Below are 26,923 nucleotides of genomic sequence, written 5' to 3'. Positions count from 1 at the left end.
TAATAAATTCACATGAACCAGGGAGAAGAAGATGGATAGATTATTAGAGCGTTTTTTTAAATATATTGCATTTAATACTCAATCAAAACCATCCGCTAAAACCATTCCCAGTAGTAACGGTCAATTGGATCTTGCCAAGGTATTATACAACGAACTGATCCAGCTTGGTTTTGCCGATGTCACTCTCAATGAACGGGGATGTGTTATGGCAACATTGCCAGCAAATGTTGCAACACCAGTTCCAGTCATTGGTTTTATTGCCCACCTCGATACCTCACCGGATTTTTCCGGTAAGCATGTTAATCCCCAGATTGTGGAAAACTATCGTGGGGGTGATATTGCGTTAGGGATGGGAGATGAAGTGTTGTCGCCAGTCATGTTCCCTGTATTACATAGCTTGTTGGGAAAAACATTAATTACGACCGATGGAAAAACACTGTTGGGTGCTGATGATAAAGCTGGGATCGCTGAAATTATTACCGCAATGGTACGCTTGAGACAGAGAAATATTCCACATGGTGATATTCGGATTGCATTCACGCCAGATGAAGAAATTAGCAAGGGAGCGCACTATTTTGATATAGAAGCTTTCGGCGCAGAATGGGCCTATACCGTTGATGGAGGTGGCATGGGGGAATTGGAATTTGAAAATTTCAATGCTGCATCCGTGATCATCAAGATTGTGGGTAATATGGCTCATCCGGGCAGTGCCAAAGGAGTCATGGTTAACGCATTGACATTAGCTATGCGCATTCACCATGCCTTGCCTGTTGAAGAGACACCTGAACAGACGGAAGGCTATGAAGGTTTTTACCATTTGGATAACATGAAAGGTACTGTTGAGCGTGCCGAGATGCACTACATTATCCGGGATTTTGACAGGGCTAATTTTGAAAAGCGCAAAAAAAAACTCATTGCCATTGCGGAAAATGTCGGAGAAGGATTGCATCCAGACTGCTACATTGAGCTGGCGATTGATGATGATTATTACAACATGCATAGCGAAATACTTAAATATCCCCATGTTATTGCTATTGCTAAACAAGCAATACTGGATTGTCATATTGAGCCGATAATCCAGCCGATCCGTGGTGGGACTGACGGCGCAGAGTTATCTTATCGTGGCCTCCCTTGTCCAAACATTTTCACAGGTGGATATAATTATCATAGCAAGCACGAATTTATTTCACTGGAAGGCATGGAACAAGCAGTTAATGTGATTATGCGGATTGCTGAATTGACGGTAAGTCACGGAAGTCATGTACTGCCTGAATAACACACTGTCATTAAGAAAAAACAAGGGGCAATCCATCTTGCCCCGTGGTCTGGATTAATCATTAAAATACCAATAACCGCTATTGACTAAGGCCGTAAGCAGGCTGATAAATCGGACATCATCGATAGCATCGCCCAGAAGTTCAGCATTAACTTTGTCATATTGGCAAAGGGCATCAGTGGCATGAATATGAGGGGTATCCATCAATTCCCCATTGACAAAACATTGCTCGTCAACCCGCAGGACGCGCAGGCCACTCAATCGATTTAATTCTTCACCTTGTTTCAATAAATCATAAATCTCATCGCTCTCATAAGGAGGTTCAGGCGGTGCCAGATCTAATTCGTGGCGCGATTGAGAGATAAATTCACCAAACCAATGTTGGAAAGTTTCTGGTTGTTCCAACAATTCACGCATCATTGAGCGCAGTGTGTCCAACTCGTTTGTCTGGATTTGGGCTGGGTTATCACGGAATGTCAGTCCAGGATCACTGTAGCGATGGTTTCCCAGCTCGTTTGCCAGAATATAATCAGCAAATCCACTAAATAATTCACGGGCATTGGGGGCTCGGAATCCTACAGAATAGTTCAGTGAATCCTCAATAGCATAGCCTTCGTGTGGGAAACCCGGTGGAATATAGAGTATATCGCCCGGTAACATCTCTTCATCAATAATTGCCTCAAAAGGCTCAACCTGCAATAAATCAGGGTGAGGGCAATGTTGTTTCATGGAAATTTTTTCACCTACCCGCCAGCGTCTGCGCCCTTTTCCTTGAATGATAAAAACATCATATTGGTCAAGGTGTGGGCCGACACCGCCGCCGGGTACGGAGAACGAGATCATCAAATCATCCATGCGCCAGTCAGACAGTACACGGAATGGCTTCATAAGCGCAGAAGAGGGGATATGCCAATGGTCAACGGCTTGTACAAGCAAAGACCAGTTTTTTTCGCCTAAATGGTCGTAGGTTTCAAATGGTCCGTGGGAAACTTCCCAGCGCCCATTTTTCTGACTGACCAAACGGCTATCGATTTCATTTTCCATCGCCAGTCCCGCCAGCTCATCGGGGGAAAGGGGATCAATAAACTGATGGAAACCCTGTTTAATCAGCAATGGTCGTTTTTGCCAATGGTTTTGCAAAAACGCTTGCCAGTCCAGATTTAGCTGATAATCCATGGTGACATCCTGAAGTGAGAAGTGAATTTCGCGCTATTATAACGAATAGTCAATGACGATATCAGATTTGGTTGAAATATTTTAAGATTGTGCTAACGATCGCCTGATCGTTATTGTGTGGTGGCCGCATTATGCTGGGCGCGAAATATCACGCTCATCCTGGCGCCGCCAAGTGGACTATCATCAATGCTAATATCACCTGCATATTGTTCGACAATTTCAGACGCTATCGATAAGCCAAGGCCCTGGCCTGATCGTAATGTGTCAGCTCGTAATCCCCGCTGAAAAATCATTTCTCGCTCATCAGGGAGAACACCTAATCCATCATCATCGACAATAATGGTGACTGAATTTTCTCCCATTGTGGCGGTGATTTTCACCAATTTCAGGCAATATTTACAAGCATTATCCAGAATGTTTCCCATCACTTCCAGAAAGTCATTTTTTTCCCCTAGCCATGTTACTTCAGGAGAGATATCTAGCATAATTTTGATGCCCTTATGTTGATATACCTTGGTTAGGGCACTGATTAGTCCATCCAGCAAGATTGGGACAGAAGAAATCTGTCTCAGAAGTAAGCTGTGGTCGCTGCGCATATTGGCTCTGTGTAGATAATAGCCGATTTGTTGGGATATCCGGTCAATTTGTTCAAGCATAATGGGTTCAGCTTGTTCAATGGTCAGCTTTTGAGGGAGACGCAGAGAGCGCAGGGTTGATTGCAATACCGCTAGAGGTGTTTTCAGGCTATGCGTCAAATCCGAGAGTGTCGTGTGATATTTTGCGTAACGTTTACGTTCATTGGATAGCAAGTTGTTTAAATTTCTGACCAGCCCTTTTAATTCCGTGGGAGGATTCTCATCCAGTTCTTTCCTTTCCCCATTTTCTAATGAACTGATCTGGGTAATTAAGGATTTTATTGGTCTAAGGCTCCAGTCAGCGGCAAGCCAGATTAATGGAATGATAAGAAGTAAGTTAGCAATTAGCACATATCCAAACCATTCCCATACTTTTGCTGATTCCTGTACATCTTGTGGGATGGTATCAATGATAACAATGGTTATGGCAGGCAGTTTGTTAGTGGCAGGATAAATATTTACAGCAACTGAGTAGGTTAATAACACGTCCTTACCATTTTCTGCCTTTTTTGCATTATCTTGATTTGGTGTTGTTGGATTATAGAAAAAATCCCCTTTTTCTTTAAAATACGCTTCTAGTGTATATAAGCCATCTTTTTTCAGCCAATCAGGATCAATCATTTTTTCCAATTCAGACACATTATTCTGACGCCAAAGAATATTCCCGTCATTATCATAGATCAGTGCTAATGAGCGGTAATTCATGGAAAAATCTTTGGGAACAAGGATTTCTAGCTTGTTATTTTGCCATCTGGCTAATGTGAAAAAGAGATTACTTTGGCTACGGAGTATGGAATAGCTTGTTTTGTCAAAACTGACTAAATATCCAGCGATAGCAACAATGCCATATGATAGTGTCAATGCAAGAATAATAGCAGCCGTAGCCATGAGAAACCGTGTTCTCAAAGAAAAAGGTTTTTCAGAGAACTTAAGCATTATAAGATTTCACATCGAAGCGATACCCTTGACCACGAACAGTGACAATGACCTCTTCCGGCCATTCATTCAATATTTTTTTCCTCAAACGCCCCATTAATACATCAATTGTATGACTCTCGCGTAATTCAGCGTCTGGATACAATTGGCGCATTAGCGTTTCTTTACTAACAACTTTGCCATTATTGCGCATTAAGGTTTCGATAATAATGTATTCAAAGGCGGTCAACTTAATATTGGTTTCATTGATAGAAAATTCCTTTCTTGAGAGATTGATTAAAAATGGTGATATCTCAACTAACTGTGACGCCAAACCACTATTGCGTCTCATTAATGCTTGTATGCGGGCATTAATTTCTTCCAGATGAAAGGGCTTAGTAACATAATCATCAGCGCCCGCGTTTAGCACATTGACTTTTTCTTGCCAGCTTTCACGAGCGGTGAGAACAAGGACAGGTAAATTAATTTGCTCACTGCGCCAGCGCCGTAACATGCTAAGGCCATCTTCTCCCGGTAATCCTAAATCAACGATAGCAATATCAGGGTGACTCTCTTTAAGATAATAATCTGCTTCTTTAGCGTTCTCCGCAGCATCAACTTGATGTCCAATATCCCGTAATTGTACGGTTAAGTGATGGCGAAGTAATGCGTTATCTTCAACGATCAATATCCGCATAATGATTCCTTATGCTAATCAGTAATTAATGTTTATCAAATAAATTTAAAATAGCTAAGTAATCAATTTCGTCAATAAAGATTAAATAAAATTATAGGTATATGATTATGAGTAAACTAAGTATAGTAACTATTTAGCTTTTGTTGGTATATTAATGATTGGTGCATTTAAAAACAAATGGTTAGGTTGAAATAGCAAATAAATTTACAATTTATTTAACTTCTATATAAGTTCATATACTCAATAGTATTCAGGTTGCCACGTGGCGGCAGGGAGTCTGTTAGGATTACGCAGTTGGTGTGAAATTGCAGCACAAAAATCGCGCATGAGCGGGATAGAACCCGCCCATTTATGTGGATAAACACAGGTTATTTTAACTGGTCAGCCAGTGAAGTAGCGTATCCAATGTAATTTGCTGGCGTCATGGATTTGAGGCGCTCTTTTTCCGCTTCAGGAAGCTCAAGGCCATCAATAAACGCTTTCATACCTTCAGCATCAACACGTTTACCACGAGTCAGTTGTTTCAGTTTTTCATACGGCTTTTCAATGCCATAACGGCGCATGACCGTCTGGATAGGCTCTGCCAATACCTCCCAATTGCTATCCAGTTCATTCAGTAAGTGCTGTTCATTGACTTCCAGCTTATTCAACCCCTTCATAGTGGATTGATAAGCAATCAATGCATATCCCAGACCTACGCCCAGATTACGCAATACTGTTGAATCTGTCAGGTCACGCTGCCAGCGAGAAACAGGCAGTTTACTGGCAAGATGTCCTAGGACCGCATTTGCCATGCCCAGGTTTCCTTCTGAGTTTTCGAAATCAATTGGATTGACTTTATGTGGCATAGTAGAAGAACCAATTTCCCCGGCAATGGTTTTTTGCTTGAAATGGTTCAAGGCGATGTAGCCCCAGATATCGCGATCAAAATCGATGAGGATAGTGTTGAAACGCGCCACACAATCAAACAGTTCTGCAATGTAATCATGGGGTTCAATTTGAGTGGTATACGGGTTCCACTGAATCCCCAAAGAGGTCACAAATGACTCACTGAATTGGTGCCAGTCAATTTGTGGATAGGCTGACAAGTGGGCATTGTAGTTACCAACCGCCCCGTTGATTTTGCCCAGAACTTCTACCTGCTCAAGCTGACGGAATTGACGCTTCATACGATAGGCCACGTTAGCAAATTCTTTGCCGACAGTGGAAGGAGTGGCAGGTTGACCGTGGGTGCGCGATAGCAGTGGCAGATCGCGATAATCATGTGCCATGCATGTGATGGTATCGATTATTTGGCGCCATTGAGGCAGCAGAACTTCTTCACGGGCTGTTTTTAGCATCAAGGCATGCGACAGGTTATTAATATCTTCTGATGTGCAGGCAAAATGAATAAATTCTGCAACTTGATGCAGGGCGGGGATATGCGCGACTTTTTCTTTCAGAAAATACTCAACAGCCTTAACGTCGTGATTGGTTGTGCGCTCAATTTCTTTAATACGCAATGCGTCCTGTTCATTGAAATTTGCAATAATTTCATCGAGGTAAGCGTTTGCGTTGGCATCAAAAGCAGGAACTTCTTTGATTTCTGTTGTTGCGGCCAGTTTTTGCAGCCAACGTACTTCGACTTGCACACGGAATTTTAGTAAGCCGAACTCACTAAAAATAGCGCGTAGTGCGCTGACTTTATCGCCGTAACGGCCATCAATTGGAGAAACAGCGGTCAGTGAGGATAATTCCATTGGTAGCAACTCCCGGATTTTATTTAACAATTTATGTTTAACAGCTTAGATTTAACAGTTTTTCGCTAACAGTCTTTATCATCTAACAGTTAGCAAGGATCTCTTTTGCCTGTTGGATCAGGCGCTGACGAGAAAACATGATTTGCAGGCGGCTACCGCCAACTTGTTGCCATAAAACGGCACTGCGGATACCGGCCAGCAACCCAGATCTGACTTTTGCCTGAATCAACGAATTACGTAATACGTCAGGTGAACCCGTCACCTGAATGCGTGGCCCCAGCGGGCTGATAACATCGACATAAATTCCAGCCAGGGCGTTGAGTATTCCCTCTGACATAGGTTCAAAATAAACTTGCTGGCGTTCTAATTGTTCAATGCGATTTGCTAATTGATTGACGGCAGATGGATTTTTATTCAAGCGACGTTCCAGTGCCATCAAACTCAGCATATAGCGGGTAAGATCGGCAGAAACGCCACTATGTGAACCATTGAACATACCCAACATGGCGTCAAGGCCAACACGCAGGTTGCAGGCGTTATTGCCGAAGACATCCAGCGTGGATGTTGGATTCATGTTCAGGACACTGTTGATCATGATTTCAAAAGCATCAGTATCACACTGGCCTTCATGGGCAAGTTTTTGTACCAGACGGCCTGACTGGCAGATACCTGCCAGAGCCAGTGTAATATCGTAATAATTTTTAGCCACAACTACTCCTGTATACGTTGTTCGATCACGCCACCACCGAGACAGATTTCACCTTGATAAAACACGGCTGATTGACCAGGGGTGACAGCGGCAACAGGGCTATCAAAACGAACCTCAATTTTACCTTCGCTCAGAGGGACGACAGTGCAGGGAATATCATGCTGACGATAGCGTGTTTTGACTACACAGCGCATTTCTGCTTGCAGGGGTTGGCGATCAACCCAATGAAGTTGCTGGGCAATCAAACCGACAGACATCAGGCGAGGGTGCTCATGGCCTTGGGCAACAATCAGTATGTTATTCTCGACATCTTTATCAACGACATACCAGGGTTCTTCACTGCCATTTTTCGTTCCCCCAATCCCTAGTCCTTTGCGCTGGCCGAGTGTATGGTACATCAAGCCAGTATGTTGGCCGATGGTCTGTCCATCCACGGTCATAATTGGGCCAGGCTGGGCGGGTAAATAGCGCCCAAGGAAATCACGGAACTTACGCTCACCAATAAAGCAGATGCCCGTCGAATCTTTTTTCTTTGCAGTGACCAGGCCAATTTCTTCGGCAATGCGGCGTACTTCGGGTTTTTCCAATTCCCCTACAGGAAACAGGCTTTTGGCAACTTGCTGGTAGCTTAAGGTATATAAGAAATAGCTTTGATCTTTGTTGTCATCCAGGCCACGGAGCAATTGGCTCATGCCGTTCACATCCCGGCGACGGACATAATGCCCGGTTGCGATATAGTCAGCCCCTAAATCCTCTGCGGCAAACTCTAAAAATGCTTTGAATTTGATTTCTTTATTGCAAAGAATGTCCGGATTTGGGGTTCTGCCTGCTTTATATTCAGCAAGAAAATGTTCGAATACATTATCCCAATACTCGGCTGCAAAATTGATGGTATGCAGCTCTATGCCCAGTTTGTCACAAACGGCTTGGGCATCGGCAAGATCGGTGGCAGCCGAGCAATACTCTTCACTATCGTCTTCTTCCCAGTTTTTCATGAACAGGCCAGCAACCTGGTAGCCCTGCTGTTGCAGAAGGTAGGCGGAAACGGATGAATCAACACCGCCGGACATGCCGACAATGACTTTTTTCTGGCTGTTATCTGACATGGATATATCTCACTGCGGAAAAAAACAAACGCAATACTTTAGCACGTTGGCAACCAAGGTGCACCAAACGTCTTCATTTGACGAAAGGTGAACCATAATAATCCAGTATCGATAGTGGATAAGCTTTGTGCTCCAGGTAGCAAAGAAGACTTTCGGCGACCAGAGGGGAGCGTAACTGTGAACTATTAAGGATTTCTTCTGCACTTAACCAGTGGCAGCAATGGATATCGTTATCTTGTGGATTGGTGTCCATGATTTCTTCCATTTCAACCAAGAATAGAAAACGGATAAATGGGGTTCTGTCCGGTGCAATCCATTGGTGCAATTTCAAAAATGCTTGTGGTTGTGCACGAATTCCGGTTTCTTCCCATAATTCCCGTTCAGCGGCTTCTAGTAATGTTTCATCCGCTTCAAGATGGCCTGCGGGTTGATTCCACAGAGGCTTGCCGTTGATCAACTCTTCAACAACTAAAAACTTATTTTTTGCATGAACAATGCAGGCAACCGTGACGTGTGGACTAAACAAGATTAATTTCTCTCCATTCTCCAGGGGATAGTGAGTCTAATTGTATCGAACCCATACTAAAACGGATTAGGCGCAGTGTAGGATAACCCACATGAGCGGTCATCCTACGTACTTGCCGATTGCGTCCTTCATATAATGTAATTTTAAGCCAACTGACCGGAATGCTTTTTCGTTCCCGGATAGGAGGTGTCCTCTCCCAGAGCCATTCAGGCTCTTCCACTAATTCAGCGCCGGCGGGCAAAGTCGAACCATCTTTCAATAAAACGCCGTTACGAAGTTTATTCAGAGCCGTTTCATCAGGAATGCCCTCGACTTGAACATAATAAACTTTAGCGGTTTTTTTATCGGGTTGAGTCAATTTAGCCTGCAATTTGCCATCATTGGTCAACACCAGCAAACCTTCACTATCACGATCCAGACGACCAGCGGCATAGACATCAGTAAACGGGATAAAATCTTTTAACGTTGTTCTTCCCCCCTCATCGGTAAATTGGGGTAAGACATCATAAGGTTTGTTAAAAATCAACACCCGACGAGGGCCGATTAGTTTTTTTATGGTTCTGTTATTTTTTCTCTGGCTGAATCGGTTAAGTTGGCGTTTTTTAAAAGAGATATTTGTCATGATAAGCCATAGTTAAAAATTAAGGGGCGTATTATACCTTAAATCTGTGACCGTTGGCGTTTGCAGAATATTCAAGTAATATTGACACGTCCCTTACAAAAAATTAACAAGGCATTGCGCTTATTTGAAAGGAGAGGTTAATGGAAAGCAAAGTAGTTGTTCCGGCGGAAGGTAAAAAAATTACTATTGATGCCAAAGGTAAATTAAGTGTTCCGAATAACCCTATTATCCCTTATATCGAAGGGGATGGCATTGGTGTTGATGTTACGCCGGTCATGCTAAAAGTTGTTGATGCTGCGGTTCAGAAAGCGTATAGCGGTGAGCGCAAAATTTCCTGGATGGAAATCTACACAGGTGAGAAATCCACGCATGTTTATGGTAAAGATGTTTGGTTGCCAGATGAAACGTTAGATTTGATCCGTGAATACCGTGTTGCTATCAAAGGCCCTCTGACAACACCAGTAGGTGGTGGTATCCGTTCGCTGAACGTCGCACTGCGTCAGCAATTGGATCTGTATGTCTGCCTGCGTCCGGTACGTTACTATCAAGGCACGCCAAGCCCTGTTAAGCAGCCTGAATTGACCGATATGGTTATTTTCCGCGAAAACGCTGAAGATATTTATGCGGGTATTGAGTGGAAAGCAGGTTCAGCGGAAGCGGACAAAGTGATTAAATTCCTGCAAGATGAAATGGGGGTTAATAAGATCCGTTTCCCTCAACAGTGTGGTATTGGTATAAAACCTTGCTCAGAAGAAGGCACTAAACGTTTAGTACGTGCCGCGATTGAATATGCCATTGATAATGACCGTGAATCAGTCACTCTGGTTCATAAAGGCAATATCATGAAATTCACTGAAGGTGCTTTCAAAGACTGGGGTTATGAACTGGCTCGCACTGAATTCGGCGGAGAATTGTTGGATGGTGGTCCGTGGGTTAAGATCAAGAATCCTAAAAATGGCAAAGATATCATTATCAAGGATGTCATTGCAGATGCTTTCTTGCAACAGATCCTGCTGCGTCCGGCGGAGTATGATGTTATCGCTTGTATGAACCTGAATGGTGATTACATTTCTGATGCCCTGGCTGCACAGGTGGGTGGCATCGGTATTGCTCCAGGCGCAAACATTGGCGACGAATGCGCGTTGTTCGAAGCAACACACGGTACTGCACCTAAATATGCGGGTCAGGATAAAGTCAACCCTGGTTCTGTGATCCTTTCCGCTGAAATGATGTTACGCCACATGGGATGGTTCGAAGCCGCAGACCTCATCGTTAAGGGAATGGAAGGCGCGATTGCCGCGAAGACCGTGACTTACGATTTTGAGCGCCTGATGGAAGATGCTAAGCTGCTGAAATGTAGCGAGTTCGGCGATGCTATCATTTCTCACATGTAACAGTCACTGATTGAAATAGATAACGGGGACTTAATGGTTCCCGTTGTTTTTAGCGATGTAAAAAATCTTCTGTAAAACAGGTTGTGATTTGACCATTATTTCACTGCCAAAACAGCCCAACCTTTACCTCTATCATCATGGTACTTATCCGTCATTGATTGGCTCCTATGCCCTAGTAATGTTTTCGTATCGACTCCTTGTTCTCGATAGGGACGTTCCGATAGTGACCTTTGCTCATGGAAACTAGGTGGTGTTCCTTTATCCCATTTGAGATCTGTCTCATCACGGATTTTTTGAAAACTGGAGGTGATAGCATTAGCGGATAATCAAAATGCCAACAATGCAAATGACAATGCCAATACTCGTTTAGCTAAAGACCAGAACGGCGCAGATATCCCCAACAAACCGGAGTTTGTGAAAAACCTCGGTTATTCAAAATCACCTGAAATGCATGACAAAATCATCGGCACTTTCATTGAACGTGAATATTATGTTTGAGGGCGATCAACGCTTTGAATACATGACCCCTTAGAGTCATGACCGTTTTGTTATCATTAAACAATGAAAGGATAATGCAATGATAGGCTATACTGATTTATAAATCATCTGATCATGGTGTGCTTATGTGGAATAGTCATCCTCAGAGAGGAAATATGCAATTATTAGCGAATTTCCTATCGCCAATAGATGCCTACATCGTTTTGGGCAGGATGTTATCAGAAGATATTTATGCAATAGTGATGGATGAAGGTATTGTATGGAATAACTATATGTATTCCCAGGCATTTGGTGGTGTTAAACTGCTTGTCCACCATGCTGATATAGAGCACGCAAAAGCAATACTTGCTGAAATTGATAATAATAAATTCTTGTTAGATACAGCAGAGTCTAATCAGGACAATAAGAAAAAATCACCTTTTCAATATCGCTTCTCTGTATTAATAAATACTTTTTTAGTACTTTTATTGTTTTTAATATTGGGTATAGCATTACCATTGAAAAACTAAAACTCATTCGTCCTATTTAACCTTATGTTGGAAGATAAATTGCATAAGTATGTAAGGTCATGCCTCCAATAGTTAGATGGTTATGATATACTTCCTCTATTTAATCGATAAGACATGGCTACTGTTGAAATTTGTTGTCATTATTGTCATAAACCAGATGATGTAAAAGGTCATGGTACCGGAAATAGGGGGCAACCTCGGTATCACTGTTATGCCTGCCGCAAGACCTTTTAAATGACGTATACCTATCAAGCCTGTAAACCTGGCATGAAAGAGCAACTTGTCTCGGGAGCCACGTCTTAAATGTGCCATTGCCCATGTCTTGAGGGATCGGAGTTGGGAAACACTCAACAAGCTTCTGGATTTATTAACCCCTTTTAACATCAAGCTTTACTGTGCAGATGGTTACTCCGCCTATGACCTTTTTCCTAAAGAAAAACATTGGATTGGGAAAATATTCACACAGCGAATAGAGCGACACTATAATATAGTACGTCGCTCTACAAGAAGATTTTATTTTGTACTGTTAGATAAAGCATGTTTTGTTTGTACTTTACATGCCTCAACAGATTTATCCAGTGATTCGTCAAAATGACGCGTGCTTAGGAAGGCTTGTTTATTTTTTCTGACTTCTGTGACAGTTTGTTTGATAGATGTAATAAATTCATCCTTGTTGCTATGGATCTCTTTAAGATCAAATCCCTTGCTAGTTAATTCATTGAACGCCTTTTGCGCTATCGTGTCGGGTGAGTCATGGGTTTTAAATGCTTCTACAGAGGCTTTCCCGAACAAGTTACAATAAATTTCTGCAGTTTTATCTGCATTAGCATGTGCGGCATATGAGAAGAATGGGGTAAGGAAAATTGGCAATAATAAAAGATGTTTCATAATTTCCTCTTGAGCGACTATATCACGATAGTGGTGACAACTTTAACAGGAACGACAACATTAACAATAGTACATAATTCAACGCTTGTGCCGAATCTCAGCGGATAGCAATTTTAAGTGAGGAGATGATTATTAAGGTTTCTGCTCTACCCTCTCTGTCAGCATAGTTGTCACCCCCACTAACAACGCTGATAGAGAAAAAAATGACACGTATTTCACCCGAGCGTAAATCTGCCGCGCTGGCTAAATTGTTACCGCCGTACAACATGACTGTCGCCGCCGTTGCACAGATGGAAGGCATATCGGAAGCCACCCTGTATAATTGGCGTAATCAGGCAAAAGCAGAAGGAAAACCCGTGCCCGGCGCAGACAAAACCCCAGAACAATGGCCCGCAGAAGCCCGGCTGGCGGTCATTATTGAAACGGCCACACTCAGTGCCACTGAATTAGCCGAATATTGCCGTAAAAAAGGGCTCTATCCTGAGCAAATTCAGCAGTGGAAACAGGTGTTCTTACAAGTGCCTGCCCGTGACGATAAGGCGGCATTAAAACAGAGCCAGAAAGAAAACAAACAACTGAAACGTGAACTGGCCCGTAAGGAAAAAGCCCTGGCGGGGGCGGCAGCGATACTGGTTTTGCGAAAGACGTTGCAGGCACACTTCGGGACGGACAACGAGGAAGACTGACCGGTGTTGCGTCGTCAGGTGATTAGAGATGCGGTGAGCAAGGCGGCCGAGGCGGGTGCCCGGTTGACGGTCGCGCTTAAAGAGATCCCTTTGAGCCTGCGCACCTGGCGGCGCTGGCAAAAGAACCCGGAAGACCGGCGGCCGTTGGCTGTCCGGCCCAAGTCGGCAAACCGATTAACCCCAGAAGAAGAGCAACAGATATTGGCCGTTTGTCACCAGCCGGAATATGCCAGCTTACCACCGTCCCAAATCGTGCCACGATTAGCCGATAACGGCATCTATCTGGCGAGTGAATCCACTTTTTATCGAGCATTACGACGTCATGGTGAGGTTCACCAGCGTGGGCGGAAGCGCACGGCAGACAAAAGAGGGAAACCGACCACATGGGAAGCGACAGCGCCAAATCAGCTCTGGGCGTGGGATATTACCTGGATCCCGTCAACGGTAAAAGGCCGCTGGTTTTATCTGTATATGATACTCGATATTTTCAGCCGGAAAATTGTCGGTTATGAAGTCCATGAAGCCGAGAGTGGTGAGTTAGCGGCGGAGCTGGTACAGACAGTCTGGCAGGAGAAAGGCTGGCGTGAACCACTGATACTGCATGCTGACAATGGTGCCGCGATGAAATCACAAACCCTACAGGTCAAACTTCAGGAACTGGCTATTACGCCATCACACAGCCGCCCACGGGTCAGCAATGATAATGCCTATGCAGAATCGCTGTTCCGGACGCTGAAATATGTGCCGGCGTGGCCGGAGAGCGGCTTCAATGCTCTGACACAAGCGCGTGTCTGGGGGGATAATTTTACCGACTGGTATAACGAGGAGCACCGTCATAGCGGGATAAATTATGTGACACCGGGTCAACGGCACAGAGGTGAAGACAAAGTAATTTTAAAACAGCGGGATGCCGTTTATCGTCAAGCTAAGCTCACACACCCGGAACGCTGGTCGCGCCGCACAAGAAACTGGCAGTGGGTAGAAGCAGTGACGTTGAATCCCGAGCGAGAAAAACGGTCTGCTTAAATTCATTAATGGGGCCAACTATGTTGACAATTACCGTCTATGCATTTTCCTCTTTTGCATACTGCATGGAGTGACTTAATAGGATCATTGTTTCCGTTTATATAGATACGGGTGAGAAGCTTGACATTTTTCTTGGAAATTTTGAGTGCATCGACTTCAAGATAATTTCCAGAACCCGCTGTAAGTTTGGAAACAATGAGTTCTTTGGCGCCATCACCATCAATATCGGCAAATTTGATCCTCGGAGTGCCATTATCTTCAAATACCGAGCGGTCACGTTCTAGAGTAGGAATAACAATAGCTTTCATTATATTACTTATGCGCATAAGCACCGCTCCGTCGTCTACTGTCTTGTTTTAACAAATGTATGGGGTGATTTATATCGTAGCACGAATTTGGGAAGACCATATTCCTAAAGGAAAGGACAGCTTGATACCTATTTAGTATGAGTATATAGATATTAATGATGATATGGATATTGGGAATATAATGTTAAATTCCAAAAATTAAATATTAGATTATCTTATTGTTTTGTATTTAAGGGAAAATGCGTTCTTTATGATAGAGAGTAAGATAATATTTTGTAACACAGGCTATTTTTGTTGTGATGACTGAATTTTATTCAGATGGAGGTTATGGTGTTATCATTAACGGGAGTGATGGCTCCCGTTTTTTATTAACTTCGACATATATTAGGCTCTATGTGCTATTTTTTTCTATTTTTTCCACAATCTTATTGTATTCTTTCCAAACAACAGATACTGGTGAGCTCAAACAGCAGATAGAGATTGAACCACCTGTTGCAGGATGATATTCATACTTTGATTTTCCTCTGTAAACTCTCTTGGGCAGTATGTTGTCTGCGGGATTCTTTCTTTTTCGCTCTAACATCAATTATAACCTCACTTGCAGATTATCTGATGGCCAGATAGTGGATCATTAATATATTATTAACCTGTTATTGTTGTTTCCTATTGTAAAAATAACAACTGAAAATTTTAATATGCAATGGTGGCTTTTTCCAACTATCACAGTATTAAAATTTAATAATCTCATTTTAAGTGAAATATTACTATATGTTTCCGTAAATATTAGAAATTTCAAGATTAAATTTTGTAATTACCCCAATTTTTTTAATGAATTTGGTTATTACTACATTAGTGATATAGCAGTGCGTGATTATCTAAATTTGTTCTATGTATTTTGTTTGGCATGACATTAATAACCTCTAATTAACATATGTTCTATATGTTGTGGGCATTGGAATAGGTATTAGATTGACGCTGTTTTTAATAGGTTGTATTTTGGTTGCCAACTGGTTTCGTGTTTTAAGTCCAATTGTTAATTTATCTATGCTTCTTACTTATATATGGGAATAAAATTTCTGGGTATTTTTTGTGCTAAAAATGTAATTAAATGGCTTGAAATAAGAAATGAAGCGTTTATGGATAACAAGACAAATGTTCAATAATGCTAAAGTAAATGTAAAAATTTCATTAAAAGTTACCCATTGAAATAAATATTGTGTTACATTCTTTCCGCTTTAATGGCTTGTATCTCTGTGTTTTTCGTATACAGAATTATGTTGCTTGTTAATTATAAAAGGAATTAAGCACAATAAAATTTCGCCGAATACGGCACTATGGTCAGCTAATGTTTGCTAATTAGTAAGGGGAAAATATCTTGACGGATCTGATTAACTTCATTAACAACATTCTTTGGGACTATGTACTGATATACCTTCTCCTTGGGGTTGGTCTTTACTTCACACTGCGTTCTGGTTTTATACAACTTCGCCAATTTGGCCACATGTTTTCAGTTCTGAAAAATAGTAATAAGTCGGATGATTCTGGCATTTCATCTTTTCAGGCCTTGTGTACCAGCCTTGCTGCTCGTGTAGGAACCGGTAACTTAGCAGGAGTTGCCATTGCAATTACTGCCGGTGGACCAGGGGCTGTTTTCTGGATGTGGGTAGTGGCATTTATTGGTATGGCGACTGCCTTTGTGGAAAGCACGCTTGCCCAGTTGTACAAGACGAAAGACGATCAAGGAAATTATCGCGGTGGCCCGGCTTACTACATGGAAAGAGGGTTGAAGAAGCGATGGATGGGAATTCTGTTTTCATTCTTCCTTATTATCGCGTTTGGTCTTGTATTTAATGCTGTTCAGGCAAACTCAATTGCGGAAGCGGCTGCCTTTGCTTTTAATATCAAACCAATTTATGTCGGTATCGTATTAGTCATTATCAGTGGTGTAATTATTTTCGGCGGGCTGCGTTCTATCGCTCGGGTAGCGGAATTTGTTGTACCATTTATGGCGATTACTTATTTTATTCTGGCACTTTGGGTTGTTGGCCACAATATTGAACGTATCCCAGCGGTATTTGCACTGGTTATCAAGAGTGCCTTTGGCATTCAGGAGGCGATAGCGGGAACATTAGGCTACGGCATTTCCCAGGCAATGCTTCAGGGGGTTCAACGCGGATTATTCTCGAATGAAGCGGGGATGGGTTCTGCGCCAAATGCGGCAGCATCAGCTTCTCCATATCCACCACATCCAGCCTCTCAGGGTTATGTGCAGATGTTGGGGGTATTTATGGATACCATCGTTATCTGTAGTGCGACGGCTATGATTATCCTCTCTTCTGGTGTTCTTAACGAAAATGTTACTGCGATCAGTGGGATTGAATTAACTCAGCGAGCATTGTCATCCGCTGTTGGACATTGGGGAACGATGTTCGTTGCGATTGCGATTTTCTTCTTTGCCTTTACGTCGATTATTGCCAATTACGCTTATGCTGAAAGCAACATGATATTCCTGGAACGTAACCACACTGCTGGCTTATTTATTCTGCGGTTGGCTGCGTTGGGTATGGTGATGTTTGGTACATTGGCGGACGTGCCTCTGGTTTGGAATATGGCTAACCTATCAATGGCGTGTATGGCTATTGTTAACTTGATTGCCATACTTATGTTGTCAGGTATCGCGATGAAACTGGCGAAAGATTATAACCAGCAGAGAAAATCAGGCAAATTACCGACATTCAATATTAATAGCTACCCAGAGATCCAACAGCAAGTTGAAAAAGGTATTTGGGATAATGATGCACCACATAATGGCGAGAAAAGTAATTGCTGATACTGAAATGTCTATATAGTCTATCTATAGGATATTAGTAACAAAAGATGGCTCGTATCAAGTAACTTTATTAGCCAGCTATTCGTTCGTTCCGCGAATAGCTGGCTTTTATTTGTTCTTAAAAACATGCGGATAAGTAAAAGAACACCACATCTCTTTTTGTTTGATCTAATATATAATCATCATAATGTTATCTTTTTCTGTAAAATAGCTGACCGATCATGATAAAACGATTAATAATATGCATCTTTATCACGTTGTTGATTGGTTGTTCTTATTCCCCTAAGCGAGAAAGTAGAAATGGTTATATTGTTGACCATTCCTATCCTTATTCGACCAAGCAAGATATTGACTCAATTAGATTTCTTGTCCTTCACTATACTGCGTTAGATGATCAAAGATCTTTACGGGAATTAACGGGGGGCCGCGTTAGTATTCATTACCTTATTCCTTCGCAACCGAGGTATCAGGATAAAGAGCCGATTATTTTCCAATTGGTTTCAGAAAAGGAAAGGGCATGGCATGCGGGAAAGAGTGAGTGGAATGGATACCAAAGTTTGAACCGCTATTCTATTGGTATTGAAATTGTCAATTGCGGATTTAAACAAGAGTTTATTAAAAAAGAATGGTGTTCATATCACCCATTACAAATTGACGCAGTTATCAGATTGGCAAAAGAGATTATGCACAGGCATAAGATCCAGGCTGTGAATGTTGTGGGTCATAGCGATATTGCACCACTGAGAAAAGAAGATCCTGGACCTGTTTTTCCGTGGCGTGAACTTTATGAACAGGGGATTGGTGCTTGGCCCGATCATGCAACAGTGAATAAATATTTGGCGGGTAGGGTAGCGGGTATGCCGGCGTCAGTAATATCAGTTCAGAAAGCACTGGCCCTTTATGGTTATAGTATCCCTCAGACGGGAGTTTTGGATAGCGCCACTTATAAAACTATTCAAGCATTTCAGATGCATTTTCGCCCGTCAGACATTAGCGGCATTCCCGATGCAGAAACGGAAGCGATAGCTCTGGCATTGGTCGAAAAATATCAATAACGATTTATGTTTAACAATATCAAGCTATATAAAAACAGAATGATGCTTTTCGGAAAGAAGAAGTGGATATAAGTAAGTTGAGACATGGCGGCCATGATGAATGGCCGCTAACGATACCAAGTTTTATGATTCGCAGTTGTAAGTTAAATGTAGTGGAAGCTTAACTTCAAGTTCAATATCTGTACTTTGGCGAAAATCATAAGGTGTAATGCCGTACTCTTTACGGAACATATAGGTGAAATGGGATTGGGAGCCAAACCCGAAATCCAGGGCAATATCAAAAATAGGCAAAGAACTATTTTTCAACAGATAAACAGCGCCAGCTAAGCGTCGTTGACGGATGTACTTCCCAAGAGATATGCCGGTAACTTCCTTGAATATTTTCTGCATGTGCCAAAGTGAATAGCCAGAATAAGCAGCAAGCTCTTCAAGATGAATGACACGGCCAAGATGGTTTTCTATCCATTTACTCAGTGCGCATACAAGTGCTAAGTGGTTATCTTGTGCCATTACAATTTTAAATTGGTTGAAGGTTGGGGAAGTATACACAACTTCTTTTCAAGATGACAAAACCCATCATTAATAGGGGGTACAGTGATTAGATAAAAAACTTTAATACACTATTATCAGTCTATCATATGATAACCTCCTATAATATTTTATTATAAAGTTAACTACAATGAAATAATCCTAAGGTGACCTCATTGAATACTAAAAAAATCCTTTTAGCTCTGTGCTTGATATTGATATGTTTGTTTTTGTATTTGTTAGCGTTGGACGTACACTGTGAGCAAGGTAATGATGTGTTCGAATTAGGTGTTTGTTCCATCACCCGATACTTACCTTTTTGACATTCAATCAACCATTATTCTGCCTGCATGTGTGTTAATATGTATTTGCAGTATTCATTCTTTGTAAATGGTGTTTTAATATCCACCTGATACGAAATAACAAACACAATACTGCGTTAAATTAGTAAATAACTCAATCACATATAATATGTTGAAGGAATTATGTTGAGGAAATTTGAACTCGGCAGATTTTGCGCAATTTGAGAAGAGTAGGAGAATTTCTGGCTCTATTCAGGTACAAAGATTCAAAACAACAAATAAAACAACTTTAATGAGACGGATTCTAAGCATCATAAAAAGAGGATTAGATGGCAGAACAACAAGAACAACAATCTACGCTTAAGCGTGGTTTAAAGAACAGGCATATTCAGCTTATTGCTCTCGGCGGTGCAGTAGGAACGGGGTTATTTTTAGGTATTGCCCAAACCATTAAAATGGCAGGGCCTTCAGTGCTTCTTGGGTATGCGCTCGGCGGATTTATCGCATTTTTAATTATGCGCCAACTGGGCGAAATGGTTGTTGAAGAGCCAGTCGCAGGGTCATTTAGCCACTTTGCTTATAAATATTGGGGAAATTTTGCCGGTTTTCTATCAGGCTGGAATTATTGGGCAATGTTTATTTTGGTTGGAATGGCAGAATTAACGGCTGTTGGTATGTATATCCAGTATTGGTGGCCGGAAGTTCCAACATGGGTTTCTGCCGCAATATTCTTTGTACTGATCAATCTCGTCAATCTAATTAATGTTCGGTTATATGGTGAGACCGAATTTTGGTTCTCTATCATTAAAGTCAGTGCTATCGTCGGGATGATTATCTTTGGGAGTTATTTGCTGATTAGCGGTAATGGTGGCCCACAGGCAAGTATCACCAACTTGTGGCAGCAGGGCGGCTTTATGCCAAATGGGTTTTCTGGCTTGATTATGGCGCTGGCTGTGATCATGTTTTCATTTGGTGGCCTGGAAATGGTAGGCATTACCGCAGCAGAAGCAGAAAATCCTGAGAAAAATATTCCAAAAGCCACTAACCAGGTTGTTTATCGCATCTTGCTGTTCTATATCGGTTCATTGGCTATTTTGCTGTCGTTGTATCCGTGGGAGAAGGTGGTAGAAGGCGGTAGCCCATTCGTTTTGATTTTCCATGATCTGGATAACTTCTGGGTAGCGAATGTGCTGAATGTGGTGGTACTAACGGCGGCGTTGTCTGTTTATAACAGTGGTGTGTATTGTAATAGCCGGATGTTGTATGGTTTGGCTAAACAAGGTAATGCGCCTCATGCACTCACAAAAGTTAACAAACGCAATGTACCTGTCTTGTCTATTGGTTTATCAGCGCTGGCAACATCAATTGGTGTATTAATTAACTATGTTATACCCGGTAAGGCATTTGAGTTGCTAATGGCATTAGTGGTAACAACACTGGTCATTAACTGGATTATGATTTGTTGTGCTCATTTGAAATTCCGTTCAGCTAAAGATAAAGAAGGTGTCAAGACGAAATTTCAGGCACTGTGGTATCCATTTGGAAACTATCTGTGTTTAGTATTCCTGGCATTCATTCTCATCATTATTCTAATGATGCCACCAATTCGTATTTCAGTTATCTTGATGCCATTTTGGATTGGTGTCTTATGGATTGGTTATTTGATTGTTCGCTCAAAAAAGGCTAAGAGATAAGCAGATTAGTTGCCAATCCATGCCATGCTTTTTCAGCCGAGTATATTATGCCCGGCTGATTGTTATTGTCAGTGCTAAATAATACATTACCGTTATTTTATGTAACTAAACGCCATTATCTGGTGAATTCCATTTTTAATAAAATATTATTTCTGTATTTTCTCCATAATTCAGAATAAGAGTGTTTATACTCTTTTTTGGGCAATGTAGTTTCATTTTAGACTCTAACAACTCCAGCAAAATGTACTTTATGAGATTAATAAATCGTATGAGAAAGATCATATGGATGAATAGTAAAAAATCATCCTACAAATATTATAATTGAATAATATTTAATAAATGATAAACAAAAAGTAAGTTGGTTACATGTAAAACGACTATATTGTCTGTTCAAAAATAATAAGTGAAATTAGCTATAATTTTTATAGTTATCTAAAATGAATTTTGCATAACGATAACTCTCTGGTCTACACCATAATAGATATGGAAAACAGTATTATGTATTAGTCTTATTAAAGGTATTTATTGGAGTGAACTTTTCTTTTTATGTGAATTCATGAGGTTATGTGACTTAAAAATTATTGAGTAATTTCAAATAAGAATAGAGATTAAGGATTTTAAATATGTGCGTTGGCTCGAGCACCTGAAAAAAATGGCTTGCGATTATATAAAGAGTATGTGATAAAACACATGGGTAAACGAAGTACTGTTCTGTTAATAAATAACAGCAACTAATACTGGTTTGTTTATTTTTATGCCAATAGGCTAATAAAGTGATTCAAAGGAAATTTTTGAAATGGCAAAAATCACTGGTACTGTGAAGTGGTTCAACGAGTCTAAAGGTTTTGGTTTTATTACTCCAACTAATGGTAGCAAAGATGTATTTGTACATTTTTCTGCAATTATGAAAGATGGATTTAAAACATTATCTGAAGGCCAACAAGTTGAGTTTGAAATTCAGGATGGCCCTAAAGGTCCTGCTGCTGCAAATGTCACAACTTTATAGTAATAAATTTAATTTGGCTGGTATCTAATTACTGGCTAAATCTATTTATCGTTAGTTTGGTTTTAATATCTGACGGTAACCTATTGCAAATATCACTCTATTGGAGTACTAATAGGGTGATTTTTATTTTGACTCGGGGCGTTCTTTACTGAACTGAGAAGTACCCGTATTACCTGATCTGGATAATGCCAGCGTAGGGAAGTCATGGTATCTCTTATTCCGATACCGCTTTTCTTTAGCTGGTGGTAGGAATCACCATAATGAGAATTAACTCACTGACTATCGCAGGAACCGATCCTAGCGGTGGTGCCGGCATCCAGGCCGATTTAAAAACCTTTTCCGCGCTTGGGGCTTACGGTACGACAGTTGTTACTGCGTTGGTTGCACAAAATACACTGGGCGTACAATCCGTTTATGAGCTTGATCCCCTTTTTGTTGCTGCTCAGTTAGAATCAGTACTTTCAGATGTCAGGATAGACAGCACCAAAATTGGTATGTTGTTGAATGCAGCCAATATCGCTGTAATAGCAGAGTCGTTTCATCGTTATCCTATTCCCTACATTGTATTGGATACAGTCATGGTGGCGAAAAGCGGTGATCCCTTGTTATCACCGGAGGCCATTACCGCAATGGTAGAGCAATTGCTGCCACTTGTTTCTCTGATCACCCCTAATTTGCCGGAAGCGGCAGCCATATTGAACAGTGATCTTGCTAATACTGAAGATGAAATGTTACAGCAGGGCAGAGCATTACGTTCAATGGGATGTCAGGCGGTTTTATTGAAAGGCGGACATTTGAATAATGAGGAAAGCCCGGATTGGCTTTTTACCCCGGAAGGGGAGTGGCGTTTTACCGCACCCAGAATAAATACATGGCATACTCATGGGACTGGTTGTACTTTATCTGCGGCACTTACTGCATTGCGTCCACGTTATTCTGATTGGCAAAGTACGTTACCGGTTGCCAAAACATATTTACAAAATGCGCTGATACAGGCGGATAGTTTGCAAGTTGGTCATGGCATTGGACCCGTCCACCATTTTCATCAATGGTGGTGAATTTTTGGATAATGGGGATGCAGAGATCCCCATTTTGAACGTACTAAATCTAATTGATTAGGCGATGGTAATTTTCTTATCGAGATAAACATCCTGTACGGAGTGGATTAACTCAACGCCCTCTTTCATCGATTTCTTGAACGCCTTGCGGCCAAGGATCAATCCCATCCCTCCGGCACGTTTATTGATAACGGCAGTGCGGACAGAATCACTTAAGTCATTGTTCCCAGAAGCACCACCTGAATTGATTAATCCAGCGCGTCCCATATAACAGTTAGCAATTTGATAACGAACGAGATCAATCGGATGTTCGGTGGTCAAATTGCTATAGACGCGTTTATCCGTATGCCCAAATCCAATAGCAGTATAACCACCATTAGTTTCAGCCATTTTTTGTTTAACGATATCGGCCCCGATCGTTGCAGCCAGGTGATTTGCCTGGCCGGTTAAATCGGCGCTGGTGTGGTAATCAACCCCATCTTTCTTGAAAGCGGAATTACGCAGATAAGCCCACAACACAGTGACCATGCCGAGTTCGTGAGCACGTTCAAAGGCGGCTGAAATTTCTTCTATTTGGCGGCGTGATTCGGGCGATCCATAATAGATTGTTGCACCTACCGCAACTGCACCCATGTTAAATGCCTGTTCGACACTGGCATACAAAGTTTGATCATATTGGGCGGGATAGGTCAAAGTTTCATTGTGATTAAGCTTAACCAGAAACGGGATCTTATGAGCATAACGGCGAGAAACAGACGCCAGGACACCGTAAGTAGAAGCAACACAATTACAGCCTGCCTCAATCGCCAGTTCAACGATATTTTTGGGATCAAAATAGAGAGGATTGGTAGCGAAAGAAGCGCTGGCGGAATGTTCAACCCCCTGATCTACTGGCAAAATTGAGAGATAACCCGTACCGGCCAAGCGTCCATGATTCAATAAGGTTTGCATGGAGCGAAGAACAGTATTGGGGCGGTTATTTTCGAGCATGACTCTATCAACGAAATCTGTACCTGGAAGATAGAGATTTTCACGTGGAATGGTATTACATTGATGTTCCAATAAACTCTCTGCGTCTTTTCCTAACAACTTAACGATATCAGTCATGATTAACTCCAGTTTGCAAAAGGCGCTACTGATTGTTGTTTATATTTGAGCTGATCACAAGGCAAGTGGAGAGGGAAGCAGCAGTGGATCGCTTCAGTTAATACAAATATTGCTAAAATTTAACCATTTTATATGACTATAAAGTGAAATAATATTTATCTGGTGTGGTGATAAATATTGAAGTTATTCAGAAATTGGATAATTTGGTTTATTTTTTCTCAAAATTTCCTTCATTAAACTGAATAAATCCTAACATTATTTATCAAAAGATGGTTTTTTTGATTATTATAAATACGGTTACTAATAAAAGACTAATAGATATCCTGTTAGGATTTGGAAACATTAATTAATTTAATGATTTTTAAAGATGGTTTTTTTATTAATCCTTTGAATTTATTGAATTTTTATTTTTTGCGCAAAAGAAAAGGCCAGCCCAAGGGAGATTGAGCTAGCCAAGGAGGTGGTTCCTAGTCTTACAGTAAAAATTTTTTAGTTCTTTATTTTTCAGAACTGATAATACGAGAAATAAATTAGCATTGATGTGATCTATTTCTAAAAAAATAGATCAATTTCTTTAAAATCCTATTTCGGATTATTTCGCTTGTCATTCATATGGATGAGGTGCTCTGGTATTGCCACCTTTTAAGTTTCGCACAAGTAAAGCATAATCCAGCTTAATTTCTTCAGGAATAGGAAGATAAACGAGATGCCCATCACCCGGCGCAATTTCCACGGCCTGGCCTTTTTTATTTGTCATGGATTCTAACGTGAAGTTAATATTTCCCGATGGAGTCATGAGTTCCAGATGATCCCCGACAAGAAATTTATTCTTCACGGCAACTTCTGCCAGTCCGTTGACTCGATTGCCAGTAAATTCACCAACGAATTGTTGAGTGTCTGATACGGAATAGCCGTATTCGTAAGTTTGGTAGGCATCATGGGTATGACGGCGCAGGAAACCTTCTGTATAGCCACGGTGCGCCAAACCTTCTAATGTGGTCATCAATGTTGGATCGAAGGGTTTTCCAGCAGCAGCATCATCTATGGCACGGCGATATACTTGGGCGGTGCGGGCACAATAATAAAAAGATTTGGTGCGGCCTTCGATTTTCAGTGAGTGAACCCCCATCTTGGTTAATCTTTCCACATGTTCAAGAGCCCGTAAGTCTTTGGAGTTCATGATATAAGTACCATGTTCATCTTCAAACGCTGACATATATTCGCCAGGACGCTTGGCTTCTTCTATCATGAAGACTTTATCCGTTGGTGCTCCCTGGCCCAGTGTTGGTTCAATGTTCTTAACAGGAATAGGGTCATGCATATGGACAATATTGCCAACACTATCTTCCTTGCCTTCCTGCACATTGTACTCCCAGCGACAGGCATTGGTGCAAGTGCCCTGATTAGGATCGCGTTTGTTGATATAGCCCGATAACAGGCAACGACCAGAATAAGCCATACAAAGTGCGCCATGCACAAAAACCTCAAGTTCCATATCAGGCACTTGCTGACGGATTTCAGCAATTTCTTCCAGTGAGAGTTCACGGGAAAGAATGACTCGCGTCAATCCCATCTGTTTCCAGAATTTGACCGTAGCCCAGTTAACCGCATTGGCTTGAACTGAAAGATGAATATCTATTTCAGGAAATGTTTCGCGCACCATCATAATTAAGCCTGGATCAGACATAATCAAAGCATCAGGTCCCATTTCTACGACGGGTTTTAAGTCACGAATAAACGTTTTCAGCTTCGCGTTATGTGGTGCGATATTGACAACGACATAAAAACGTTTGCCTAATTCATGTGCCTCCTTAATGCCTTGTGCCAATGTCTCATGATTAAATTCATTATTACGAACGCGCAAGCTATAGCGAGGTTGTCCGGCATAAATGGCATCTGCGCCATAAGCGAATGCGTACCGCATGTTTTTCAAAGAGCCGGCAGGAGAAAGTAATTCTGGAGTAAACATATTTTTTAACGTTCTCGGTCTGAGTTCAAGTCAGCCCTTACCCGGTCTTGATATCATTACTAAGGGTAAGGTTTAAGGGGGGGGATTTTAACGCCTATTTTATCATTAGCACAAATATATTATGGAAAATACAGAAAGCGCGCCGGGGATACGGCGCGAGTCATTAATTATACCTGCTAATTTTGCTTGGTGAGGTCACGAATACTTTCTGTTGGCCCGATTTTCATGACAGACTGGATAGATTTCTTCATGTTTGTTTCATTGGTATGAGTTTCACTGATAGCGATAATTTGGTGGTTTCGGGCTTTCAGGACAAAATAAGGTTTGCCTGATTTGTTTTTTCTCACTTCATGGCGAGTTTTATCGGGAGAATTAACTTGCACAGAGTGAATACCTTTATTGGCAGCAGCCTTGGTGGTATACATTTCACTGCTCAGAATAATGTCACCGTTTGCCGCCACCAGATTGAAATAAAATTGCCCGTTCTTTGTTTTCTTAAGATCATAATGCCCAGTAGCCATAAGAAATTCTCCTGATTGGGTAATTATCAGCTTAAGTTTAGCTTGAATTTTATACAGTCAAGGGGTTTGATGAGAAAAATTTATCCTCTGTCCCGCTATCTTATAGAACATGATGACTATTTTGTATGAGGCGATTAATTTAC

Annotated in this window: 23 protein-coding genes, 4 pseudogenes and 1 riboswitch; of the genes and pseudogenes, 12 read left to right on the top strand and 15 right to left on the bottom strand. The window is 41.5% G+C overall.

The genetic code is table 11. The features are described from left to right. The first annotated feature begins 31 nt into the window (after nucleotides 1-31). Nucleotides 32-1,276 carry a peptidase T gene (gene pepT, locus Xets_RS18300; RefSeq protein WP_099131397.1) on the top strand — a complete coding sequence of 415 codons (1,245 nt, stop codon included), beginning with the start codon at nucleotides 32-34 and terminating at the stop codon, nucleotides 1,274-1,276. Nucleotides 1,277-1,330: 54 nt separating this feature from the next. On the opposite strand, the gene Xets_RS18295 is transcribed toward pepT, so the two are convergent. The 8 genes from Xets_RS18295 to rluE all read right to left on the bottom strand — a co-directional run bounded on the left by Xets_RS18295 (nucleotide 1,331) and on the right by rluE (nucleotide 9,401). Continuing rightward, nucleotides 1,331-2,452 (bottom strand): cupin domain-containing protein, encoded by a 1,122-nt coding sequence (locus Xets_RS18295; protein ID WP_099131396.1) that lies wholly within the window; start codon nucleotides 2,450-2,452, stop codon nucleotides 1,331-1,333. Between the two features lie 110 nt (nucleotides 2,453-2,562). After that, nucleotides 2,563-4,023: a two-component system sensor histidine kinase PhoQ gene (gene phoQ / locus Xets_RS18290; RefSeq protein WP_099131395.1), complete on the bottom strand. Its 1,461-nt coding sequence runs from the start codon at nucleotides 4,021-4,023 to the stop codon at nucleotides 2,563-2,565. Then, nucleotides 4,016-4,699, bottom strand: coding sequence for a two-component system response regulator PhoP (gene phoP, locus Xets_RS18285; protein ID WP_099131394.1), 684 nt, complete (start codon nucleotides 4,697-4,699; stop codon nucleotides 4,016-4,018). The genes phoQ and phoP overlap by 8 nt, the downstream gene beginning before the upstream one ends. Nucleotides 4,700-5,067: 368 nt before the next feature. Beyond that, complete coding sequence (gene purB, locus Xets_RS18280; protein ID WP_099131393.1) at nucleotides 5,068-6,438, bottom strand: adenylosuccinate lyase; 1,371 nt, start codon at nucleotides 6,436-6,438, stop codon at nucleotides 5,068-5,070. Nucleotides 6,439-6,520: 82 nt separating this feature from the next. Beyond that, nucleotides 6,521-7,147 (bottom strand): high frequency lysogenization protein HflD, encoded by a 627-nt coding sequence (hflD, locus tag Xets_RS18275; RefSeq protein WP_187652274.1) that lies wholly within the window; start codon nucleotides 7,145-7,147, stop codon nucleotides 6,521-6,523. A 2-nt stretch (nucleotides 7,148-7,149) separates the two neighbouring features. Further along, nucleotides 7,150-8,253: a tRNA 2-thiouridine(34) synthase MnmA gene (gene mnmA, locus Xets_RS18270; protein ID WP_187652273.1), complete on the bottom strand. Its 1,104-nt coding sequence runs from the start codon at nucleotides 8,251-8,253 to the stop codon at nucleotides 7,150-7,152. A 73-nt stretch (nucleotides 8,254-8,326) separates the two neighbouring features. After that, nucleotides 8,327-8,779 (bottom strand): NUDIX hydrolase, encoded by a 453-nt coding sequence (locus Xets_RS18265; protein ID WP_099131390.1) that lies wholly within the window; start codon nucleotides 8,777-8,779, stop codon nucleotides 8,327-8,329. Continuing rightward, the gene (gene rluE, locus Xets_RS18260; protein ID WP_099131389.1) at nucleotides 8,772-9,401 is read right to left on the bottom strand and encodes a 23S rRNA pseudouridine(2457) synthase RluE; all 630 of its coding nucleotides are present in this window, start codon (nucleotides 9,399-9,401) and stop codon (nucleotides 8,772-8,774) included. Before rluE ends, Xets_RS18265 begins: the two co-directional genes overlap by 8 nt. A gap of 140 nt (nucleotides 9,402-9,541) precedes the next feature. On the opposite strand from rluE, the gene icd reads away from it, so the two are divergent. Continuing rightward, nucleotides 9,542-10,795 (top strand): NADP-dependent isocitrate dehydrogenase, encoded by a 1,254-nt coding sequence (gene icd / locus Xets_RS18255; protein ID WP_099131388.1) that lies wholly within the window; start codon nucleotides 9,542-9,544, stop codon nucleotides 10,793-10,795. A gap of 95 nt (nucleotides 10,796-10,890) precedes the next feature. Here the strand turns inward: icd and Xets_RS24840 are convergent. Further along, nucleotides 10,891-11,103: pseudogene (locus tag Xets_RS24840) on the bottom strand (integrase); the annotation flags it as partial. Between the two features lie 109 nt (nucleotides 11,104-11,212). Here Xets_RS24840 and Xets_RS28770 point away from each other — a divergent pair. The 3 genes and pseudogenes from Xets_RS28770 to Xets_RS28765 form a co-directional block, all read left to right on the top strand. Continuing rightward, nucleotides 11,213-11,293, top strand: a pseudogene (locus Xets_RS28770) (IS1 family transposase); the annotation flags it as partial. A gap of 125 nt (nucleotides 11,294-11,418) precedes the next feature. Then, entirely contained in the window at nucleotides 11,419-11,802 is a 384-nt protein-coding gene (locus Xets_RS18245) for a hypothetical protein (RefSeq protein ID WP_099131387.1), read from the top strand. Between the two features lie 280 nt (nucleotides 11,803-12,082). Then, the gene (locus Xets_RS28765) at nucleotides 12,083-12,397 is read left to right on the top strand and encodes an IS1 family transposase (protein WP_099131386.1); all 315 of its coding nucleotides are present in this window, start codon (nucleotides 12,083-12,085) and stop codon (nucleotides 12,395-12,397) included. Here the strand turns inward: Xets_RS28765 and Xets_RS18235 are convergent. Beyond that, nucleotides 12,316-12,690, bottom strand: coding sequence for a hypothetical protein (locus Xets_RS18235; protein WP_099131385.1), 375 nt, complete (start codon nucleotides 12,688-12,690; stop codon nucleotides 12,316-12,318). The two genes, Xets_RS28765 and Xets_RS18235, sit on opposite strands and share 82 nt — an antisense overlap. Nucleotides 12,691-12,893: 203 nt before the next feature. On the opposite strand from Xets_RS18235, the pseudogene Xets_RS18230 reads away from it, so the two are divergent. Continuing rightward, nucleotides 12,894-14,402, top strand: a pseudogene (locus Xets_RS18230) (IS3 family transposase). A 5-nt stretch (nucleotides 14,403-14,407) separates the two neighbouring features. Here the strand turns inward: Xets_RS18230 and Xets_RS18225 are convergent. Then, nucleotides 14,408-14,680 (bottom strand): annotated as a pseudogene (locus Xets_RS18225) (PliI family lysozyme inhibitor of I-type lysozyme); the annotation flags it as partial. Nucleotides 14,681-16,085: 1,405 nt separating this feature from the next. Here Xets_RS18225 and Xets_RS18220 point away from each other — a divergent pair. After that, nucleotides 16,086-17,540: a sodium:alanine symporter family protein gene (locus Xets_RS18220; protein ID WP_099131381.1), complete on the top strand. Its 1,455-nt coding sequence runs from the start codon at nucleotides 16,086-16,088 to the stop codon at nucleotides 17,538-17,540. A gap of 224 nt (nucleotides 17,541-17,764) precedes the next feature. After that, entirely contained in the window at nucleotides 17,765-18,595 is an 831-nt protein-coding gene (locus tag Xets_RS18215; RefSeq protein ID WP_187652306.1) for an N-acetylmuramoyl-L-alanine amidase, read from the top strand. Nucleotides 18,596-18,718: 123 nt separating this feature from the next. On the opposite strand, the gene Xets_RS18210 is transcribed toward Xets_RS18215, so the two are convergent. Continuing rightward, nucleotides 18,719-19,105 carry a helix-turn-helix domain-containing protein gene (locus Xets_RS18210; protein WP_099118784.1) on the bottom strand — a complete coding sequence of 129 codons (387 nt, stop codon included), beginning with the start codon at nucleotides 19,103-19,105 and terminating at the stop codon, nucleotides 18,719-18,721. Nucleotides 19,106-19,290: 185 nt separating this feature from the next. On the opposite strand from Xets_RS18210, the gene Xets_RS28760 reads away from it, so the two are divergent. The 4 genes from Xets_RS28760 (at nucleotide 19,291) to thiD (ending at nucleotide 23,183) form a co-directional block, all read left to right on the top strand. After that, entirely contained in the window at nucleotides 19,291-19,446 is a 156-nt protein-coding gene (locus Xets_RS28760; RefSeq protein ID WP_099131379.1) for a PhoP/PhoQ regulator MgrB, read from the top strand. Between the two features lie 308 nt (nucleotides 19,447-19,754). Then, nucleotides 19,755-21,119 carry an amino acid permease gene (locus tag Xets_RS18200; protein WP_099131378.1) on the top strand — a complete coding sequence of 455 codons (1,365 nt, stop codon included), beginning with the start codon at nucleotides 19,755-19,757 and terminating at the stop codon, nucleotides 21,117-21,119. Nucleotides 21,120-21,915: 796 nt separating this feature from the next. Next, the gene (gene cspC, locus Xets_RS18195; RefSeq protein ID WP_099131377.1) at nucleotides 21,916-22,125 is read left to right on the top strand and encodes a cold shock-like protein CspC; all 210 of its coding nucleotides are present in this window, start codon (nucleotides 21,916-21,918) and stop codon (nucleotides 22,123-22,125) included. A 124-nt stretch (nucleotides 22,126-22,249) separates the two neighbouring features. Next, nucleotides 22,250-22,342: riboswitch (TPP riboswitch) on the top strand. Nucleotides 22,343-22,385: 43 nt separating this feature from the next. Next, nucleotides 22,386-23,183: a bifunctional hydroxymethylpyrimidine kinase/phosphomethylpyrimidine kinase gene (gene thiD / locus Xets_RS18190; RefSeq protein ID WP_222941649.1), complete on the top strand. Its 798-nt coding sequence runs from the start codon at nucleotides 22,386-22,388 to the stop codon at nucleotides 23,181-23,183. A gap of 57 nt (nucleotides 23,184-23,240) precedes the next feature. Here the strand turns inward: thiD and fbaB are convergent, their stop codons facing one another. The 3 genes from fbaB to Xets_RS18175 form a co-directional block, all read right to left on the bottom strand. Continuing rightward, nucleotides 23,241-24,290 (bottom strand): class I fructose-bisphosphate aldolase, encoded by a 1,050-nt coding sequence (gene fbaB / locus Xets_RS18185; protein WP_099131375.1) that lies wholly within the window; start codon nucleotides 24,288-24,290, stop codon nucleotides 23,241-23,243. 604 nt (nucleotides 24,291-24,894) lie between these two features. Further along, nucleotides 24,895-26,259, bottom strand: a complete 1,365-nt coding sequence (gene yegQ, locus Xets_RS18180; protein ID WP_099131374.1) for a tRNA 5-hydroxyuridine modification protein YegQ — start codon at nucleotides 26,257-26,259, stop codon at nucleotides 24,895-24,897. Nucleotides 26,260-26,435: 176 nt separating this feature from the next. Continuing rightward, the gene (locus tag Xets_RS18175; protein ID WP_099131373.1) at nucleotides 26,436-26,780 is read right to left on the bottom strand and encodes a YegP family protein; all 345 of its coding nucleotides are present in this window, start codon (nucleotides 26,778-26,780) and stop codon (nucleotides 26,436-26,438) included. Nucleotides 26,781-26,923: the final 143 nt, after the last annotated feature.

It is taken from the genome of Xenorhabdus sp. TS4 (genome assembly GCF_014467265.1).
GTDB classification, from domain to species: domain Bacteria; phylum Pseudomonadota; class Gammaproteobacteria; order Enterobacterales; family Enterobacteriaceae; genus Xenorhabdus; species Xenorhabdus ehlersii.
This window is presented reverse-complemented; position numbering and strand designations above follow the sequence as displayed.